This window comes from Streptomyces sp. NPDC111744, from assembly GCF_055634995.1.
This window is the reverse complement of record NZ_JBVKCG010000006.1, coordinates 398086-416251: the sequence shown is the minus strand read 5'-3', so window position 1 is coordinate 416251 and position 18166 is coordinate 398086. Positions and strand designations below refer to the sequence as shown.

Annotated in this window: 16 protein-coding genes and 1 pseudogene; 3 read left to right on the top strand and 14 right to left on the bottom strand. The window is 71.6% G+C overall.

Annotated elements, in window-relative coordinates; genetic code table 11:
• Positions 1-124 precede the first annotated feature (124 nt).
• The gene (locus ACZ7OO_RS17040) at positions 125-811 is read left to right on the top strand and encodes a DUF5995 family protein (RefSeq protein WP_471505448.1); all 687 of its coding nucleotides are present in this window, start codon (positions 125-127) and stop codon (positions 809-811) included.
• Positions 769-1429: pseudogene (locus tag ACZ7OO_RS17035) on the top strand (LLM class flavin-dependent oxidoreductase); the annotation flags it as partial. The gene ACZ7OO_RS17040 and the pseudogene ACZ7OO_RS17035, both read left to right, overlap by 43 nt.
• Here the strand turns inward: ACZ7OO_RS17035 and ACZ7OO_RS17030 are convergent.
• From ACZ7OO_RS17030 to ACZ7OO_RS16985, 10 genes are all read right to left on the bottom strand, one after another.
• Complete coding sequence (locus tag ACZ7OO_RS17030; protein WP_471505447.1) at positions 1426-3123, bottom strand: flavin monoamine oxidase family protein; 1698 nt, start codon at positions 3121-3123, stop codon at positions 1426-1428. The pseudogene ACZ7OO_RS17035 and the gene ACZ7OO_RS17030 sit on opposite strands and share 4 nt — an antisense overlap.
• Positions 3124-3202: 79 nt before the next feature.
• A complete protein-coding gene (locus ACZ7OO_RS17025; protein ID WP_471505445.1) occupies positions 3203-3991 on the bottom strand; it encodes a carbon-nitrogen hydrolase family protein in 789 nt (262 codons plus the stop codon).
• 151 nt (positions 3992-4142) lie between these two features.
• Positions 4143-4523 (bottom strand): DUF742 domain-containing protein, encoded by a 381-nt coding sequence (locus ACZ7OO_RS17020; RefSeq protein ID WP_471505443.1) that lies wholly within the window; start codon positions 4521-4523, stop codon positions 4143-4145.
• Positions 4524-4530: 7 nt separating this feature from the next.
• Complete coding sequence (locus ACZ7OO_RS17015) at positions 4531-4986, bottom strand: roadblock/LC7 domain-containing protein (protein ID WP_471505565.1); 456 nt, start codon at positions 4984-4986, stop codon at positions 4531-4533.
• 109 nt (positions 4987-5095) lie between these two features.
• Entirely contained in the window at positions 5096-7429 is a 2334-nt protein-coding gene (locus ACZ7OO_RS17010) for a sensor histidine kinase (protein WP_471505442.1), read from the bottom strand.
• 93 nt (positions 7430-7522) lie between these two features.
• Entirely contained in the window at positions 7523-8974 is a 1452-nt protein-coding gene (locus tag ACZ7OO_RS17005; RefSeq protein WP_471505440.1) for an HAD-IA family hydrolase, read from the bottom strand.
• Positions 8975-9059: 85 nt separating this feature from the next.
• Positions 9060-10136: an ABC transporter ATP-binding protein gene (locus tag ACZ7OO_RS17000; protein ID WP_471505439.1), complete on the bottom strand. Its 1077-nt coding sequence runs from the start codon at positions 10134-10136 to the stop codon at positions 9060-9062.
• 3 nt (positions 10137-10139) lie between these two features.
• Positions 10140-10958 carry an ABC transporter permease gene (locus ACZ7OO_RS16995; protein ID WP_471505437.1) on the bottom strand — a complete coding sequence of 273 codons (819 nt, stop codon included), beginning with the start codon at positions 10956-10958 and terminating at the stop codon, positions 10140-10142.
• Positions 10943-11842 carry an ABC transporter permease gene (locus ACZ7OO_RS16990; RefSeq protein ID WP_471505436.1) on the bottom strand — a complete coding sequence of 300 codons (900 nt, stop codon included), beginning with the start codon at positions 11840-11842 and terminating at the stop codon, positions 10943-10945. The genes ACZ7OO_RS16995 and ACZ7OO_RS16990 overlap by 16 nt, the downstream gene beginning before the upstream one ends.
• Positions 11839-12999, bottom strand: a complete 1161-nt coding sequence (locus tag ACZ7OO_RS16985; protein WP_471505434.1) for an ABC transporter substrate-binding protein — start codon at positions 12997-12999, stop codon at positions 11839-11841. Before ACZ7OO_RS16985 ends, ACZ7OO_RS16990 begins: the two co-directional genes overlap by 4 nt.
• A 225-nt stretch (positions 13000-13224) precedes the next feature.
• On the opposite strand from ACZ7OO_RS16985, the gene ACZ7OO_RS16980 reads away from it, so the two are divergent.
• On the top strand, positions 13225-13965 hold the full coding sequence (locus ACZ7OO_RS16980) for a GntR family transcriptional regulator (RefSeq protein ID WP_471505432.1): 741 nt from the start codon (positions 13225-13227) through the stop codon (positions 13963-13965).
• Between the two features lie 64 nt (positions 13966-14029).
• Here the strand turns inward: ACZ7OO_RS16980 and ACZ7OO_RS16975 are convergent, their stop codons facing one another.
• The 4 genes from ACZ7OO_RS16975 to ACZ7OO_RS16960 form a co-directional block, all read right to left on the bottom strand.
• The gene (locus ACZ7OO_RS16975; RefSeq protein ID WP_046726552.1) at positions 14030-14482 is read right to left on the bottom strand and encodes an Lrp/AsnC family transcriptional regulator; all 453 of its coding nucleotides are present in this window, start codon (positions 14480-14482) and stop codon (positions 14030-14032) included.
• Between the two features lie 8 nt (positions 14483-14490).
• Entirely contained in the window at positions 14491-15945 is a 1455-nt protein-coding gene (locus tag ACZ7OO_RS16970; RefSeq protein WP_471505430.1) for an amino acid permease, read from the bottom strand.
• A gap of 261 nt (positions 15946-16206) precedes the next feature.
• A complete protein-coding gene (locus ACZ7OO_RS16965; protein ID WP_471505428.1) occupies positions 16207-17649 on the bottom strand; it encodes a GuaB1 family IMP dehydrogenase-related protein in 1443 nt (480 codons plus the stop codon).
• A 171-nt stretch (positions 17650-17820) separates the two neighbouring features.
• A complete protein-coding gene (locus ACZ7OO_RS16960; protein WP_471505426.1) occupies positions 17821-18132 on the bottom strand; it encodes a barstar family protein in 312 nt (103 codons plus the stop codon).
• Positions 18133-18166: the final 34 nt, after the last annotated feature.

Here is an 18166-nt window from a genome sequence, read left to right as displayed (position 1 = left end):
TCCCGGCGGTGCCCTTGCAGCCGTCGGACTCCCCGGGCAGCGCACCCCGGGTCCGTTCCCCCGTTCCGGGGAAGCGCCGGGCCCGTCGGCACGCCCGCCGGCCCGGGGCTGGGACCCTTCCCCCATGGCGCAGTCGGAACACCTCACCGCTCCGGTCGACACCGTCGTCTCCCGGATGCGCGCCCTGGACGCGGCCCTCCCCGAGCGGGACGGTGTCGCGGTCTTCAACCGTGTCTACCTCTCCGTCACGGAGGAGGTCGAACGGCGTCTGGACGCGGGGCGGTTCGGGGATCCCAGAGCCGCCGCGACGCTGGACGTGCGGTTCGCGGAGCGGTATCTGGCCGCCGTGGACGCGGCCGCCGACGACCGCCGTCCGCCGGCCTGCTGGCGGCCGCTGTTCCAGTTCCGCCGCCACCCCGGTGTACGACCGCTGCAGTTCGCACTCGCGGGCATCAACGCGCACATCGGGCACGACCTGGCGCTGGCCGTGGTGGACAGCTGTCGTACCCTCGGCTGCGAACCGGCCGACCTTGAGGACGAGTTCGACCGGGTGGGCGAGCTCCTCGTCTCGCTGGAGGAACGCATCCGCGAAGATCTGATGCCGGGGCCCGACCTGCTCCAGATCGCCGATCCGCTGACCCATCTGCTCGGTTCCTGGAGCCTGGAGCGGGCGCGGGACGCGACCTGGTCGGCGGCGCGGGCACTGTGGGCACTGCGCCGGTTCGAGGACCTGGTCGAGGAGTTCACCGAGCGGCTGGACGCGGCGGTGGGCCTGGCGGGCCGGATGCTGCTCACACCGCTGCCCGACTGAGGTGGCTTGATCCGCGCGCGCTGTTCCCGGAGCCCGCGACCCAGGGACTGTACGACACGGGCGGGGTGCCCTGGCCCGACCACCAGGGGAACGTGGCCGACCCGTTGGTCACGCTGACTCTCGCCGTGGCGGCCACCGAGCGGGCCCGGCTGGGCAGCAGTGTCCTGGTGGCGCCGCTGCACATCCCCTTGCAACTGGCCAAGGCCCTGGCCTCGCTGGACACCGCGAGCGCCGGCCGGGTGGTGGCGGGCCTGGGCACGGGCTGGTCCCCCGGCCCGAGTACGTGGCCTGCGGTGTCCGGACGTTCGTGGAGCGCGGCAAGGTCCTCAACGAGATCACCGAGGTGTTCCGGGCGGTGTGGGTCCGACCCGGTGCCGCGCCGGCCGGCCACGCGGACGGCCGGCTGCCGGTGGCCATGGGCGCCGAGCAGCTCGCCGCCCAGTGGCGGCAGGTGCAGGACGTGGCGGCCGAGCGCGGGCGCACAGAACCGGTCCGGACTACGCCGCGGTCGGCCTGGACGAGATCCTCCTCGCCCTCCAGTCCACCCCGCGCGACGCCCAGGAACTCAAGGACGTCGCGACCGAGGCGTACGAGAAGGCGCGGGCGGGCGGGGTCTAGTCCTCCGGGAGTTCGACCGGCGCGATCTCGTCGTAGACGTCACCGGGGCCCGGGTTGGCCGGGTCGGTCGTGCCGCCGAAGTGGTGCATGACGCCCCAGACCGCGTTCAGCGCGGTCTGGACGGCGCCCTCGGCCCAGCCCGCCGTCCAGGAGATGTCGTCGCCGGCGAGGAAGATGCCCCGCTTGTCCGCGGGCAGCCGGTCCTGCACGAAGTGCGTGAACAGGCGCCGCTGGTAGCGGTAGTGGCCGGGCAGGTTGGCCTTGAACGCGCCCATGAAGTAGGGCTCGTTCTCCCAGGAGACCGTCACCGGGTTGCCGATGATGTGCTTCCTGATGTCGACCTTCGGATAGATCTCGCCGAGCGACTTCAGCATCACCTCCATCCGCTCGTTCGCGGACAGCGGCAGCCATTTCAGGCTGTCGTCGCACCAGGTGTAGGAGAGGCAGATGACGGCGGGCCTGTCCGGGCCGTCGTCGAGGAGGTAGGTGCCGCGGGTCATCCGGTCGGTGAGCGTCATCGACATGACGTCCCGGCCTGTGTCCTCGTCCTTGTCGAGCCAGAAGGGCCGGTCGACCGGGACGAACAGCTTGGAGGACTCCATGTAGTGGGTGCGCTCGATCGCGGTCCAGTGGTCGATCGGGAAGAGCGAGTCGTCGCAGGCGATCTTCGAGAGCAGCATCCAGGACTGGGCGGTGAAGATCGCCGCCTTGTACGTGCGGATGTCTCCGTTGGCGTCCGTCACCGTGATCCGGTTGCCGGTGGTGCGGTGCAGCCGGGTCACTGCGGGGCGGGGCTCGCCGTTCTCGTGCAGTTTCGCGAGCGAGGTCCCGTACGCCCAGTGCACGGTCTTCTCCGGCTCGCGCTCCCAGAGTCGCAGCGGGAGCTGCTGGCTGCCGCCGACGATGCCGCGGTGGTGGTCGTCGGCCTCGGTGTAGACGACGCGCAGGATTTCCAGGATCGAGTTCGGGAAGTCCGTGTCCCAGCCACCCGTCCCGAAGCCGACCTGGCCGAAGATCTCGCGGTGCCGGAAGGATTTGAAGGCCTCGGAGTCGCAGAGGAAGCCGTAGAAGGTCTGGTTGTCGAGCTTCTCCACGAGCCGGGACCAGATCTCGCGGATGCGCGGCACGTCCCGCTCGCGCATGGCGCGGTTCATGTCGGAGAAGTCGGCGCCTTCGTCGAGGCACTTGTTCCAGGCGTCGGCGACGTCACGGTAGACCTGCGGCAGGTCGTCGGCCGTCTCGGCGTAGTGCGACTCGCCCTTGAGGTCGACGACGGTCGAAGGGGTCGCCTCCGCGAGGGGGTTGGGGAAGGGCCGGGTCTCAAGGCCCACCAGGTCGATGTAGTGCTGGAGGGCGGTGGAGGAGGGCGGGAAGCGCATCGCGCCCATCTCGGCGCTCAGCGACGGGTCGCAGCCCTCGAAGCCGACGGTCCGCAGCCGTCCGCCGATCCGGTCGGCCTCGTACACGACCGGCTTCAGGCCCATCTTCATCAGCTCGTACGCGGCCACGATGCCGGACAGTCCGCCGCCGATCACCGCGACCTCGGTGCCGTGCTCGGTCGCCGGTATCTGGCCGAGGCCCGCCGGGTGGGCGAGGAAGTCGTCGTACGCGTACGGGAAGTCCGGGCCGAACATGGTGATCGGCGGCTGCTGCTCGTCTGCGTGCTCGACGGCGTTGGGCACGGTGGACGTCATGGGGTACGGACTCCTTGCGGCTTGCGACGTGCGAAAAGGAAGCGGGGGAAGCGGGGGAAGCGGGGAAGCGGGAGGGGGGTCAGACCAGGGACCCGTAGAGGCCGGGGCGGCGGTCCTTCAGATAGGGGTTCGCCTCGCGGGAGGCGGCGAGCAGGGCGGGGTCGAGGTCGGCGAGGACGAGTTCCTCGCCGCGTCCGGCCCGGGCGCGAGCCACGCCGTCGGGGCCGGCGAGGGCGGACAGGCCGAAGAAGTCGAACTCGCCCTCCTGGCCGACCCGGTTGACGTACGCCACGTACATCTGGTTCTCCCAGGCCCGCACCGGGACCAGGGACTCGGCCACCAGCTGGAACGGGTGCATGTTCGCCGTCGGGACGAGCAGCAGGTCGGTGCCGGCCAGGGCGTGGGCGCGCACGGGCTCCGGGAACTCCACGTCGTAGCAGATCATGATCCCGACGGTGAGGCCGTTCAGCTCGGCCTGGACGACCGGCTGCTCACCCGGGGTGAAGTGGTCGCGCTCGAAGCCGCCGAAGAGGTGGGTCTTGCGGTAGTTCGCGAGCCGGGTTCCGTCGGCGGAGATCAGCTGGGCGGAGTTGTGGACGGCGTCACCGGCGCGCTCCGGGTAGCCGTAGGCGATCGCCAGGCCGTGCCGGTGGGCCAGCTCGGCGACCGCGTCCGCGCAGTCGCCGTCGGCGGGCTCGGCGAGACGGGCGATGTCGTCGCCGATGGCGTAGCCGGTCAGGAACATCTCCGGTGCGACGAGCAGCGCGGCGCCCGCGGCGGCGGCCCGGCCGGCGGCCTCGTCGAGCACCTTGAGGTTCTCGACGGTCGAGCCTGGGCGGCCGGAGCTCTGGAGCAGGGCGGTGCGCATACGGGTCCTCGCCGGGTACGGAGGGTTCTGGGGGCCATGTAGACGGTAAGTCGGCAGGCCGGGCCGGACAAGGAGGAGCCGTTGCGCGTGGCCGAGCGGTTCGTTGCGTGATACAGGCGTCCAGCGGCGATTCGTTGCGTCGGTGTTGTCCCTACAGCTCCCTCAGCCGCTCGACGATCTCCTTCAGCAGTGCGGGATCGGCGGCCGGGCCGGCCGGTTCCACCCGGCGCGGCTGGTCGATCCGGACCAGGCCGGCCTCGGCGAGGTCGCCGAGCAGGACGCGTACGACGGTGAGCGGCAGATCGGCGTCCGCGGCGAGTTCGACGACCGGCCGGGCACCGCGCCGCACCAGGGCGAGCAGGGCGACGCGGGCATGGTCGACCTCCGGGTCGGCCGGATCCGCGTCCACCGCCGTGACCTGGGACATCAGGTCGATGACGTGCCGTCCGGACGGCTCGGTACGGCCCCGGGTCACGGTGTAGGGACGGACCAGCGAGCCGGTCTCGTCCTCGTACCAGTGCTCGTCGCTCACCGGAGGGTCAGGGGGTCGAGCGGGCGGCCGCGTCCAGGTGGCGGCCGAGCCGGCGGACGAGCAGGGCCATCTCGTGGGCCAGCTGGCCGACGTCGGTGCGGACGTCGCTGAGGACGGCGAGCCGGCTGCCGTGCCCGGCCGGGGTCACGAAGAGATAGGCGTCGTCGAGCATCACCATGGTCTGCCGCACCTCTCCGGCGCCGAACCGGTCCCCCGCCGAACGGGCCAGGCCGTGGAAGCCGGAGCAGACGGCCGCGAGATGCTCGATGTCCCGTCGCCGCATGCCGTCGGAGTGGCTGAGCGGAAGCCCGTCCGCGGTGAGCAGCACGGCCTGCCGGACGTGGTCGGTCCGGGCAACGAGATCGTCGAGAAGCCACCCGAGGTCACTGCCGGGCCGGACGCCGGGCCCCGGCCCGACGGGGGCGCGGCCGGAGCCGGGACCGGCACTCGGGCCGGCATCCACGTCGGGGGCAGGACCAGCACCGCGGCCGGCATCCGCAGCAGGGCCGGGACCAGCACTGCGGCCGGCATCCGCGTCAGGGCCGGGGCCGGGGTTCGGGGCGGGGCGGTTGTCACTGGTCATCGGCGGAGGGCGTCCTTTCCTCGGTGTGGGGCGGCTCGTCCGTGTCGAGTAGTCCCTTGCGCCCCCGTTCCAGGCCCCGCTGGAACGCTCCGAAGACCGCCCTCATCTCCTCGGCGTCCAGGTCACGTGCTTCCCTGGGCGCCGGCTCGGTGCGCAGTTCGGGGGCGAGGGAGGCCTGGCGCCGCCGGGTGGGCAGCGCGGGGGCGACGGGCGCGCGGGACACGTCGTGACCGGATTCCGCAGTGCCGCCCGACCGGGCGCCCGTCTCCGCTCCCGTGTCCGGCCCGCCCGGCCGCGTGTCCTCCGCGAGGAGCGCGGCACCACCCCGCGCCGGCAGCGCGCCGCCCGCCGCGACGGGCCGGCGTCCCTCGGCCGACGCCGACGCCGACGGCGCTCGCCGCTCCCCCTCCTCCGACACCTCCGCCAGCACCGCCCGCGGCAGCAGCACGACCGCGGTGGTGCCCCCGTACGGCGACTCGCGCAGGGTCACCTCGATGCCGTGCCGGGCGGCCAGGCGGCCCACCACGTAGAGGCCGAGGCGGTCGTGGCGGGTCGGGTCGAAGGCCTCGGGGTCGGTGAGGGTGCGGTGGGCCCCGGCGAGCTGCTCGGCGTCGAGGCCGAGGCCCCGGTCGTCGATCTCCAGGGTGAAGCCCTGGCCGACCCGGCCGGTGCGCAGCGTGACCTGGGTGTGCGGCGGCGAGAACACCGTGGCGTTCTCCAGCAGCTCGGCGAGCAGGTGCACGACGTCGGCGACGGCGTCCGCGGCAACCCCGACCTCGGGCATCGGCGGCACCACGACCCGTGTGTAGTCCTCGATCTCGCCGACCGCCGAGGCCACCACGTCGGCGACGGGCACGGGCCGCCGCCAGCGCCGCCCGGGGGTCGCGCCGGAGAGGATGATCAGGCTCTCCGCGTGCCGGCGCATCCGGGTGGTCAGATGGTCGATGCGGAACAGCTCGCCCAGGACGGCCGGGTCGTCGGTGCGCCGCTCCAGGGTGTCGACGAGTTTCAGCTGCCGGTGGACGAGGGCCTGGTTGCGGCGCGCGATGTTGAGGAGGACCGCGAACAGGCCCCTGCGCAGCGTGGCCTGCTTCACCGCCGCCTCGACCGCGGCCAGCCGCGCCCTGTTGAACGACCGGCCGACGTCCCCGATCTCGTCGTCCCCGGCCTCCCGAGCGGCCAGCGGCGGTGCCTCGGTGACCGCGTCCACGTCCTCGCCGGTGCTCAACCGGTCCATCAGGGCGGGCAGTTGGTGTGCGGTGAGCAGATCGGCGGCGTCCCGCAGGGTTTCCAGCCGGCGCGAGATGCGGCGCGCCCCGCGCACCGCGAACCACAGCGAGAGCGCCACCGCCGCCAGCCCGACCACACCGACGACGGCCGCCTTGGTCAGCTCCCGATAGGCGAAGGCCCGGCCGCGCGCGGCGGAGTTCTCCGCCGACTTGGTGCACAGCAGCATGTACTGCTTGACGGCCCGGTCCATGGTGGAACGCCAGGTGTCCGCCGCGACGGCGGCGCCGGCCCGGTCCGCACCCGCCCGCAGCAACGCGTCCTCGCCGCGCACCAGCGAGCGGTGCAGTCCGCCGCGCTGGAACTCCTCGAACAGCGCCCGTGAGTCCGACGGCAGGTCGGAAACATAGGTCCGTTCGAAGACGCGCCGGTCCTCGATGGTCTCGGTGAGGCCGGCGTACTGCCCGTCGGTGAGCCGCCCGGCGGCGCGTGCGCCCGCGACCAGTGCGTCCTCGCGGGAGACGAACTCCCGTACCCGCACCAGCTCGATCACCACCTGGGCCTCCCGGGCCAGTTGTCCGGCCTGGAGTGCGGTGAGGGTGGACTCGACGTTGAAGCCGGGCTCCACGAGCGCGCTGTAGTCGCTGACGGCGCTGTCCCAGGAGATCTTCCGGGACAGCACCCGCTCGCGCAGTCTCTCCAGCCTGCCGGTGGCGGTCACCATCGCGTCGAGGGCCTCGCGCTGCCGCTCGCTGAGTCGGCCGCGGTCACCGCCCTGGATCGCGTCCCGCATGGCGTCCACCGCCCGGTCGGTGCGCCGCTGCTGTCCGAGCAGGTCGGCGGCGGTCGCCGTGTCGAGCCGTGAGCCCAGGTAGGCCGCCGACAGCCGCCGTTCGATCTGGATCTGCCCGACGGCGGTGTCGACGGGGGTGCCGAAGTCGTCGTACACCCCCTGGAGCCTGATCAGCGCGCGTAGTTCGGCGGTGACCGAGACCATGGCGAAGCTCCACAGGGCTGTCAGTGCGACGGCCGGGGCGAGGGCGAGCGCCACGATCCGCGCGCGGACTGTGGCGGGTCGGCCGACGGGCGAGCGCATGGATGCCTACCGGTGTTACCAGCGAGTAAGGAGCCCGGCACAACCTACGGGATGGCCCCCGTGACCGCAATGGTTGCCCCGGGTAACACCGAGTTAAGGCTCGACTGTGAACGTGCTGACGACGGCCGCGTGGTCGGAGGGCCAGTCGTTGCCCGCCACCTCGGGCCAGGGCGTCGGGGTGCCGCTGACGTAGGTCCGGGAGTCGAGCACGCGCAGCCCCCTGTGCAGCACGTAGTCGATCCGGTCCTGCGGCTCGGGCAGCCCGCTGCCGTCCTCCTGCACGGGGTGGATCGGCGACCACGTGTGCCCCGGCGCGGCGACCGGATCCGGATGGACCTCCCGGTAGGAGTCGCGGAACCCCGCCTCCTCTGCGGCCTTGGTCACCGGCCACTCGACGTCCGTCCAGTCCAGGTGGGAGGGGCAGTTGAAGTCCCCCACGAGCACCACGGGCACCGCGCCGTCCCCGATCCACCGCAGCGCCTCCCGCAACTGCCCGAGACGCACCTCCTCGTGGGCGATCAGCTCGGCCGCCCCGAGCCCGTCGAAGTGGAACTCGTAGGGCCCGTACGGCGTGTAGTGCAGATGCGCGGTCCAGATGTCGACCTCGCGTCCGGGACGTACGGCGATCCGCACCCCGGCGGCTCCGTAGAAACCGACCTCCGGGTCGCCGAGGCGGGCGGTGATGGGATAGCGGCTGACGATCCCGAGGTTCTCCCCGGCGGAGTGGTGGTGCCAGCCGAGGGCCTCGGCGAGTTCCCGGGCCGAGGTGCCGGCGGTCTCCTGGAGGCCGACGACGTCCGCGCCGGTGTCGAGGACGGCCTTGACCTGCTTGGCGCGGTGGTCGTCGATGCGGCTGCCGCCGAGCCACAGGTTCCAGGACATGACCCGCAGTTCCGGTACGGCCATGTCGCTCAGCTCCTTGGGGGTGACCCCGACGAGGGTGTCCCGGACGGTCCGGCCCGGTGCGCCGCCGATCGGCGCGAGCGAGGGTACGGCGAGGACCGCGCAGCCGGCGGCCTCCGCGGAGGCGACCCCGGTCTCGGTGTCCTCGACGGCGACACAGGCCGCCGGGTCGACAGCGAGGGCGCGGCAGGCGGCGAGGTAGGGGTCGGGGGCGGGCTTGGTGCGGCCGGTGTCGTCGGCGGTGACGGATACGGCGAACCGGCCGGGGCCGAGCGCGTCGAGCACGAGGTCGGCGACCGCGCGTGGGGACGCGGTGACCAGGGCGGTGGGAACGTCGGCCGCGGCCAGCGCGTCCAGCAGGTCGAGGGCGCCCGGGCGGGGCACGATGCCGGTGCGGACGCGGTCCGCGAACTCCCGGTGCAACTCGGCCGCGAGGTCGGCGCCGGACCTGCCGGTGCTGTCGGCCAGCCACTGGGCGGTGTGCTCGACCGGCCGGCCCAGCACATCGGGCTCGTCGGCCTCGCCGAGCGTCCGCCCGGCAACGCGTTCCACCGCCTCCCACCACAGTCGCTCGGTGTCGACGAGCGTTCCGTCCATGTCGAACAGGACGGCTTGGAGCGGGAGTCGGGGGTGGGGGGTCACGTTGTTGTCATTCCTTACTTCTGGACTTCTGGACTTCTGGACGAGACTTCTGGACGAATGGCTGTGGTCCTCCGGCGGGGGCTCCTCACCCCTGCGCACGGTCCGCCACGAGCACCGGCCGCTCGGGCAGCGACACGCTCACAGCGGCTCCGGCGCCGAGCCCGGCGGCCTCATGGGCGGGCAGATCGGCCTTGGCCTCGGTGCCGTCGGCGAGCCGTACGGTGACCCGGACGACCGCACCCAGGAAGGCGGTGGCGACGACGGTGGCCGTACCGGTGCCGTCCGCGCGCACCCGGACCGCCTCGGGCCGCACCAGCACGTCGACCTCGCTCGCACCCGGCACCGGCCCGTCGACCGGCAGCCGCTGCCCGAGCACCTCGACCCGGTCGTCCTTCACCGTGCCCGGGATCCGGCTCATCGTGCCGACGAACTCGGCGACGAAGGCGGTGGCCGGACGGCCGTACAGCTCGGCGGGCTCGGCGCACTGTTCGAGCCGCCCGGCGCGCATCACGGCGACCCGGTCGGCGACGGACAGCGCCTCCTCCTGGTCGTGCGTCACGAACAGGGTGGTGATGCCGAGTTCCTGCTGGAGCCGGCGGATCTCCTCGCGCAGCGTCAGCCGGACCTTGGCGTCGAGGGCCGACAGCGGCTCGTCGAGGAGGAGCACCCGGGGCCGCAGGGCGAGGGCGCGGGCGAGCGCGATGCGCTGCTGCTGGCCGCCGGAGAGCTGGTGCGGGAACCGCTCCCCCTTGTCGGCGAGTCCGACCAGCTCCAGCAACTCGGATGCCCTGGCCTGCCGTTCGGCCGTACGGACCTTGCGCATGCGCAGCCCGAACGCCACGTTGTCGACGGCGTTCAGATGCGGGAAGAGGCTGTACGACTGGAAGACCATCCCGGCGTCACGGCGGTGCGCCGGGACGTGGGTGACGTCCTCGCCGTCCACCAGCACCGCGCCGGAGTCGGGGTGTTCGAACCCGGCGAGCATGCGCAGCGCGGTGGTCTTGCCACAGCCGGACGGGCCCAGCAGGGCCAGGAACTCCCCGGGGCGGACGGTCAGATCAAGTCCGTCGAGGGCGACGGTGGCGCCGAACTCCCGTCGCAGCGACCGGAATTCGACGGTTGCGGCCGTGGTGGTGGCCTTCTCGGGCGTGCTGACACTCATGGTTCATCCCCGGGAGGAAGCGGTAAGGTCACGGCCGCCGGCACCGGCGAGCGCGAGGAGGAGGGCCCAGGTCACCAGGAGACTGAGCACGGAGACGGCGACGGACATCTGGGCCTGCGAGCCGCCGACGTTGTAGATCCAGACGGCGAAGGGCTGGAAGCCGAGCAGCTGGGCGACGGTGAATTCGCCGAGCACCAGCGCGAGAGTGAGGAAGGCCGCGTTGAGCAGCGCCCCACGCAGATTGGGCAGGACGGCCCGGACAAGGGCCTGGGGCCACGAAGCCCCACAACTGCGGGCGGCCTCGACGAGGGTGCGCACATCGATCGCACGCAGTCCGGCGTCCAGCGCCCGGTAGACGAAGGGCAGCGCCATCACGACGTAGGCGAGGACCAGTACGACCGGGAAGTTTGGGTTCTGGATGGCGACGAACGTCTCGAACAGTGGGGTCCTGGACAGATAGTCCGGCCCCCACTTGAGCACGCTCGCGATCCCGGCGACGAACGCGATCGGCGGCACCACCAGCGGCAGTGAGCAGACGATCTCGACCACGGGCCGCAGCCTGGGCGCGCTCAGCCGCAGGGCGACCACGGCCGGCACCGTCAGCAGCAGCACGACGACGATGGTGGCCACCGCCAGCTCCAGCGAGAGCAGCAGGCTGGAGAGAAAGCCGTCGGCGGACACGATCTGGGTGTAGGCGTCGAAGGTGACGCCCTGGCCGGGCATGTCGACGGTGAAGACGACGGAGGCGCCCAGCGGGACCAGGAAGTACAGGGCGGCAAGGCCGAGGACGGCCCAGCGCCAGGGGGTCAGGCGTCGAGCCATCGGGCACTCCGTCGTTGCAGGGGCAGGTACACGGCCATCACCAGGGCCGCCACCAGCACCATGTCCAGGCTCAGGGCCAGGGCCACGTTCTCCTGGCCGACCAGGACGTTGCCGGAGAGGGCGTCGGCGATCTGCAGGGTGACCAGCGGGACCGCGCTGCCGACCATCGCGGCGGCGGTGGCGTAGGCGGCGAAGGCGCTGCCGAAGAGCAGCACCAGGCCGCCGAGCAGCGAGGGCGCGAGCACGGGCAGCGCCACGAACCGCCAGTACTGCGCACCGGTGGCGCCGTTGTTGAGCGCGGCCTCCCGCCACTGTGCCCGCAGTCCGTCCAGGGCGGGGGTGATGGTGAGGACCATCAGCGGGATCAGGAAGTAGAGGTAGACCAGGACCAGTCCCCAGAAGCTGTACAGGTCCCAGCCGTGGTCCGCGAGCCCGAGGTGCACGGTCAGCACACCGGCGTTGCCGAGGGTCGCCACGAACGCGAAGGCCAGCGGTACACCACCGAAGTTGGCGAGCACACCGGAGGCGGTGAGCACGGCCTCGCGCAGCGCCCGGGAGCGCGAGCTGACGACGGCCTGCGCGAGCGGCAGCCCGAGGACGGCCGCGAGCCCCGCGGAGAGAGCGGACAGCTTGACGCTCCCGACGAGGGCGGTGAGATACGGCCCCTGCAGCGAGTCGCTGAGATTCCGCCCGGTGTACGAACTCGCCCCACTGGCCGGGTCCTTGACCGTGAAGGCGCCGTTCAGCATGGCCACGGCCGGCAGCCCGAAGGCGACGGCCGTGAAGACGAGCAGCGGGACGACGGCCAGCCAGCCGGGGGCGCGGCGCCGCCGCTTCTGGGAAGCGGCGGACGCCACGTCGGCCCGCGTGAGCGTGGCCGTCATCCGGAGACGGCCTTCGACCAGCCCTGCGCGAGCACGGTCTTGGCCTTTTCCTGCTGCGCCTCGGTCGGGAAGGACGGCGTACCGGAGACCGCGGGCAGCTTGGCGGCGGCGGTCCTGTCCAGCGTGCCGGCGGACTCCAGCGAGGTCATCAGGACCGGACGGGCGTAGCCCTTGAGCCACAGGTTCTGGCCCTCGGTGCTGTACAGGTACTCCTGCCACAGACGGGCGGCCGCCGGGTGCGGGGCGTCCTTGTTGATGGCCTGCGAGTAGTACTGGGCGTACTGGCCGTCGGTGGGGATGGTGACCTTCCAGTCGACGCCCTTGGACTTGAACTCGTCGGCGTACCCGGCGTTCAGGTAGTCCCAGTCGATCGAGATGGGTGTCTCGCCCTTCTCGACGGTGGCCGGGGTGGACTCGACGGGCGTGTAGTTGCCGTTCTTCTTGATCTTGGCGAAGAAGTCCAGACCGGGCTGGATGTCGTCGAAGGAGCCCTTGTTGGCGAGTGCGGCCGCGTACACGCCGCCGAAGGCGGAGCCGGACTTGGTCGGGTTGCCCTTGAGGGCGACCTGGCCCTTGTACTGCGGCTTGAGCAGGTCGGCGAAGCTGGTCGGGCAGGTCTTGACGCGCTTGGCGTCGCAACCGATGGAGATGTAGCCGCCGTAGTCGTTGTACCAGCGGGCCTGCGGGTCCTTCTGGCCGGTGGGGATGTCGGCGTACGAGGTGACCTTGTACGGCGCGAGCAGGCCCTGCTGGGCCGCGCTGAGCGCGAAGGACGAGCCGAGGTCGAGGACGTCCGGGGCCCGGTCCTGGCCCTTCCGCGAGGTCACGGCGTTGATCTCGTCCTGGCTGGAGCCGTCGGGGCTCTCGTCCTCGATCTTGATGCCGTACTTCTTCTGGAAGCCGTCGATGATGGCGCCGTAGTTCGCCCAGTCACGGGGCACGGCGATGATGTGCAGCGTGCCCTCCTTCTTCGCTGCGGCGACCAGCTTGTCCATGCCGCCGAGGTCGGCGGCGGAGGTGGCGGTGGCGGCGTTCTTGCCGTCGGAGGTGGTGGACGACGCGTTGTCGGGGGCGGCGCCGCAGGCGCTCAGGGCGAGCGCGGCAACGACGGCGAGGGAGCCGCCAAGGACGGCGGTTCTCGGCAGGGACACGGTCACGGTCTCTCCAGGGAGTACGCACGAGGGTGGGTGGCGCTGTGGGCGGCGCCGAGCGAACTTGTCTGAACAAGTCGGCCCCAGTACGCCCGGTGTGAGTGACCTGTTCATGAACACAGCCGAAACACCGACCCCCGTTTCCCTGCACATTCACGGCTGGCACGAATCACCCCACACCGTCGATTAGGCTGGTCACGCTGTGCACAGCGGCCTACTCAGAGGGGAAGCATGACGGCGCGACATGAGGAGATCGCCGACGAGTTGCGGCGCGCCATCGACCGCGAGGAGTACACCGTCGGCAGCCGGCTGCCCGCGGAGACGGAGTTGGCGGCGCACTACGGCGTGTCCCGCGGCACCGTCCGCCAGGCCATCGCCGCGCTCACCTCCGAGGGGCTGATCGGCTCCCGCCAGGGCGCCCGCCGGGTGGTTCTGGCCAGCCGGCGCAGCCAGAGCTTCGCGGAGCTGCGCAGTTTCGCGCAGTGGGCGAAGGCGATGGGCCGCAAGGCGACGGGACACGTGGTCTCCCAGGAGTACCGTCCGGCCGCACAGGAGGACGCGGTCCGCCTCCAACTTCCCCTCGGCACACCTGTGTTGCACGTACTCCGGGTACGCGGCCTGGACGGCGGGCCGGTGTTGCTGGAGCGCACGGTGTACGCGGACTGGATCTCCCCGGCGGTGGAGGCGATAGAGCCCGAGTGCCCGTCAGTCACACAACGGCTTTACGACGAAACGGGGTTGGTCTTCGCGTACGGGGAGCATGTCATCGACGCGGTCGCCTGCGGCGCGCGGGACGCCGAATTGCTGGGCGTACGCCGGTCGAGTCCGCTGCTGCGGGTGCGGCGGGTGACGACGACGCGGGAAGGGCGGCCGGTGGAGTGGTCGGACGACCGGTATCGGCCGGATGCGGTGAGTTTCAGCGTGCACAACTCCATTGGGAGCAACGCACTGGCGCGGAAGACCGCGGAGTAGGGGGCGGGGGTCCGGGTCGTATGCCGGGTGCATACGACCGCACCCCCCGAGCTCTCCCCGTCCCTCATCCCGGCGCCCCCGAAGAGAACCTCCTCAGCAGCGGCGACAGCACCAGCACCGACTTGGTCCGCTCGACGAACGGCTCACCGGCGATCCGCTCCAGCACTCTCTCGAAGTGCCGCATGTCCGACGCGAAGACCTGCACGACCGCGTCGGCCTCGCCGGTGACCGTGGACGCGGCCACAACCTCCTGGTAGCGCTCCAGGCCCCGCTGGATGGTCTCCGGTGAGGTGTTGCGCCGACAGTAGATCTCGACGAACCCCTCCGTCTCCCAGCCGAGGGCCGCCGGATCGACCCGGACGGTGAAACCCGTGATCGCGCCGGTGGCGCGCAGCCGGTCCACGCGCCGTTTGACGGCGGGCGCGGACAGGCCGACCAGTTGCCCGATGTCCGCATAGGAGCGGCGGGCGTCCTCGGCGAGGGCGTGCACGATGCGTTCGTCGAGATCGTTCAGCAAGGGGTCGTTCAGCTTTCAGGTGTTGCAAGACGGGACCGGCGATAGCCGTATACGAAGTAGAACACGAGCCCGACCGCCATCCAGACACCGAAGACCACCCAGGTGACGGCCGAGAGGCTGCCCATCATCCAGACGCAGAATCCGAAGCCCAGCGCGGGCAGCAGCGGGGACAGCGGGACGCGGAAGGTGCGGGGCATGGCCGGGCGCGTGCGGCGCAGTACCACCACCGCGATGTTCACCAGGCCGAAGGCGAACAGCGTGCCGATGCTGGTGGCGTCGGCCAGCTGCCCCAGCGGGATCGCGGCGGCGAGGACCCCGCAGAAGAGGGAGACGATCACGGTGTTGGCCCGGGGCGCGCCGGTCTTGGGGTGGACCTTGGCGAACACCTTGGGCACCAGGCCGTCCCGGGACATCGCGAAGAGGATGCGGGTCTGGCCGTAGAGCACTGTCAGGACCACGCTGGCGATGGCGACGACCGCGCAGGCGGCCAGCAGGGTGCCCCAGAAGCTCTGGCCGGTGACGTCCCGCATGATCTGGGCGAGGGCGGCCTCGGAGTCGTTGAACTGCCGCCACGGCTTCGCACCGACGGCAACCGCCGCGACGAGGACGTACAGCGCCGTCACGATGACCAGCGACAGCATGATGGCCCGGGGCAGGTCGCGCTGCGCGTTCTTCGCCTCCTCGCCGGCGGTGGAGGCGGCGTCGAAGCCGATGTACGAGAAGAACAGCGTCGCCCCGGCCGCGCTGACGCCGGCCATGCCCAGCGGCATGAAGGGGGCGTAGTTGCCGGACCTGAAGCCCATGAAGCCGATGGCGCAGAACAGCACCAGCGCGGCGATCTTCACAGACACCATGATCGTGTTGGCCCGCGCCGACTCCTTGGCGCCGCCGAGCAGGAACACCATCGCGAGGAGCACGACGATCAGGGCGGGCAGGTTGAAGACACCGCCGTCGACACCGGGCGGGGCGGACAGGGCCTTCGGGAGGGTGACGCCGATGGTCCGGGCGAGCAGCTCGTTGAGGTACTCCCCCCAGCCGACCGCGACCGCGGCGACCGAGACGCCGTACTCCAGGAGCAGACACCAGCCGCAGACCCAGGCGATCAGCTCGCCCATCGTCGCGTACGCGTAGGAGTACGAGGAGCCGGCGACCGGGATGGTGCCCGCCAGCTCGGCGTAGGAGAGCGCCGAGAAGAGCGCGGTCAGCCCGGCGATCACGAAGGAGAGGGTGACGGCCGGGCCGGCCTTGGGGACGGCCTGGCCCAGGACCACGAAGATGCCGGTGCCGAGGGTGGCGCCGATGCTGATCATCGTCAGCTGCCAGAGCCCGAGGGAACGCCGGAGCGTGCCGCCCTCGCCCTGTCCGCCTTCGGCCACCAGCCGCTCGACGGGCTTCCGCCGCATCAGACGGGCGCCGACGGAGGGGGAAACGTCGGTTCGTGGGGGTGCGCCTTGGTCAAGCACGCGCGGCTCCTTCGTCGCTGCGGGTCTGGGCGGCCGGGACCGACGGCGCCCATCCCGCTGGGACCCGCCGAGCGGGGTCCCAGCCGCGCCACGTACAGCGCACGACCCTATGAGCCGATGCTTCACGGACGTAATGCAGCAACCTTGCACGTACACGCAAAATCGTTGCGTGCGGGGTCGGAGGGTGCACATTCGTTGCGCGCACCGGCAACGCACCCCTTCAGGGGCGCGCGGAGGTCAGCTCCAGCTCGCGCGCGGAGGTCAGCTCCAGCTCGCGTGCAGCGGCTTGCCCTCCGCGTAGCCCGCGGCGCTCTGGATGCCCACGATCGCCTTCTCGGCGAACTCCTCCAGGGACCCCGCACCGGCGTACGTGCACGAGGACCGCACGCCCGCGATGATCGAGTCGATCAGGTCCTCCACACCCGGTCGGGCCGGGTCGAGGAACATCCGGGACGTCGAGATGCCCTCCTCGAAGAGCGCCTTGCGGGCCCGGTCGTAGGCCGACTCGTCGGACGTACGGTTGCGCACCGCACGCGCTGAGGCCATGCCGAAGGACTCCTTGTACAGCCGCCCGTCGGCCGCCTGCTGGAGGTCGCCCGGCGACTCGTAGGTGCCGGCGAACCAGGAGCCGACCATCACGTTGGACGCGCCCGCGGCCAGCGCCATGGCGACGTCACGCGGGTGCCGGACACCACCGTCGGCCCAGACGTGCTTGCCGTACTTCTTCGCCTCGGCGGCGCACTCCAGGACCGCCGAGAACTGCGGCCGGCCGACGCCGGTCATCATGCGGGTGGTGCACATGGCGCCGGGGCCCACGCCGACCTTGATGATGTCCGCGCCCGCGTCGACGAGGTCCTTGACGCCCTCGACGGAGACGATGTTGCCGGCCGCGATCGGGACCTGCGGGTCGAGTCCGCGGACCAGCCTGATCGCGCTGATCATCGACTCCTGGTGGCCGTGGGCGGTGTCGATGACGAGCGTGTCGACGCCCGCGCCGAGCAGCTGCTTGGCCTTGTCCGCGAAGTCCCCGTTGATCCCGACGGCGGCGGCGATGCGCAGCCTGCCGTGGGCGTCGGTGGCCGGGGTGTACAGCGTGGCTCGAAGGGCGCCCTTGCGGGTGAGGATGCCGGCGAGCTTGCCGTCCTGGTCGACGGCCGGGGCGTAGCGGCGGTTGGCCGCGTCCAGCTTGTTGAACGCCTCTCGCGGGTCGATGTCCGCGTCGAGGAGCAGCAGGTCACGGGACATGACCTCGGCCAGCTGGGTGAAGCGGTCGACGCCGTTGAGGTCCCGGTCGGTGACGACACCGACGGGGCGGCCGTCCTCGTCGACGACGACACCGGCGTTGTGCGCACGCTTGGGCAGCAGGGCCAGCGCGTCGGCGACGGTCTGGTGCGGGGCGAGCACGATCGGGGTGTCGAGCACCAGGTGGCGGCTCTTCACCCAGGTGATGACATCGGTGACCACGTCGATCGGGATGTCCTGCGGGATCACGACGAGTCCGCCGCGCCGGGCCACTGTCTCGGCCATCCGCCGGCCCGCGATCGCGGTCATGTTGGCGACGACCAGCGGGATGGTGGTGCCCGTGCCGTCCGGCGAGTTGAGGTCCACGCCCTGACGCGAGCCGACCGCGGAGCGGCTCGGCACCATGAAGACGTCGTCGTACGTCAGGTCGTACGCGGGCTGGATGTCATTGAGGAAACGCACGTGCCGCACATCCCAGTCGATCAGAGGTGACCCCCGGACCGGCCGGCCAAGGGGAAAAGCACGTACTTGATTGTCCCATGGCGACCGGTATGCGGTGCCCGGGACGAACGTCCAGGCAGGTCAGCGGCCCTTGGGAGGAACATCCAAGGGCTGTGCGCGGGGCTCCTCGCGTCAGCCCAGGGCGAGCGCCACCGTCAGCCTCGGTTCACCGGCGGCCGCCTGGGCGAACACGTCCTGGGCGGTCTTCCACTCGTCCGGCCGGGTCCCCGCGTATCCCTGCCAGCCGGTGACGACGACGAGGAGCCCGCGGTCGACGGCCTCCGGAGGCCAGACCGAGGGGTCGCGGAGACTGTCGGCGAGGGCGTCCCAGTTGCGGCCGAACCAGTCGGGCAGGCTCAGCGCGGCGGCGGCGCGGTCCATGAGGCCGGCCTTGTCGGCGACCCCGGTGAGGTCGAGCATGACCAGATGCGGACTCGTCGTCATCTCAGCACCGCCCGGGAGGGGTTGTGGACATCAC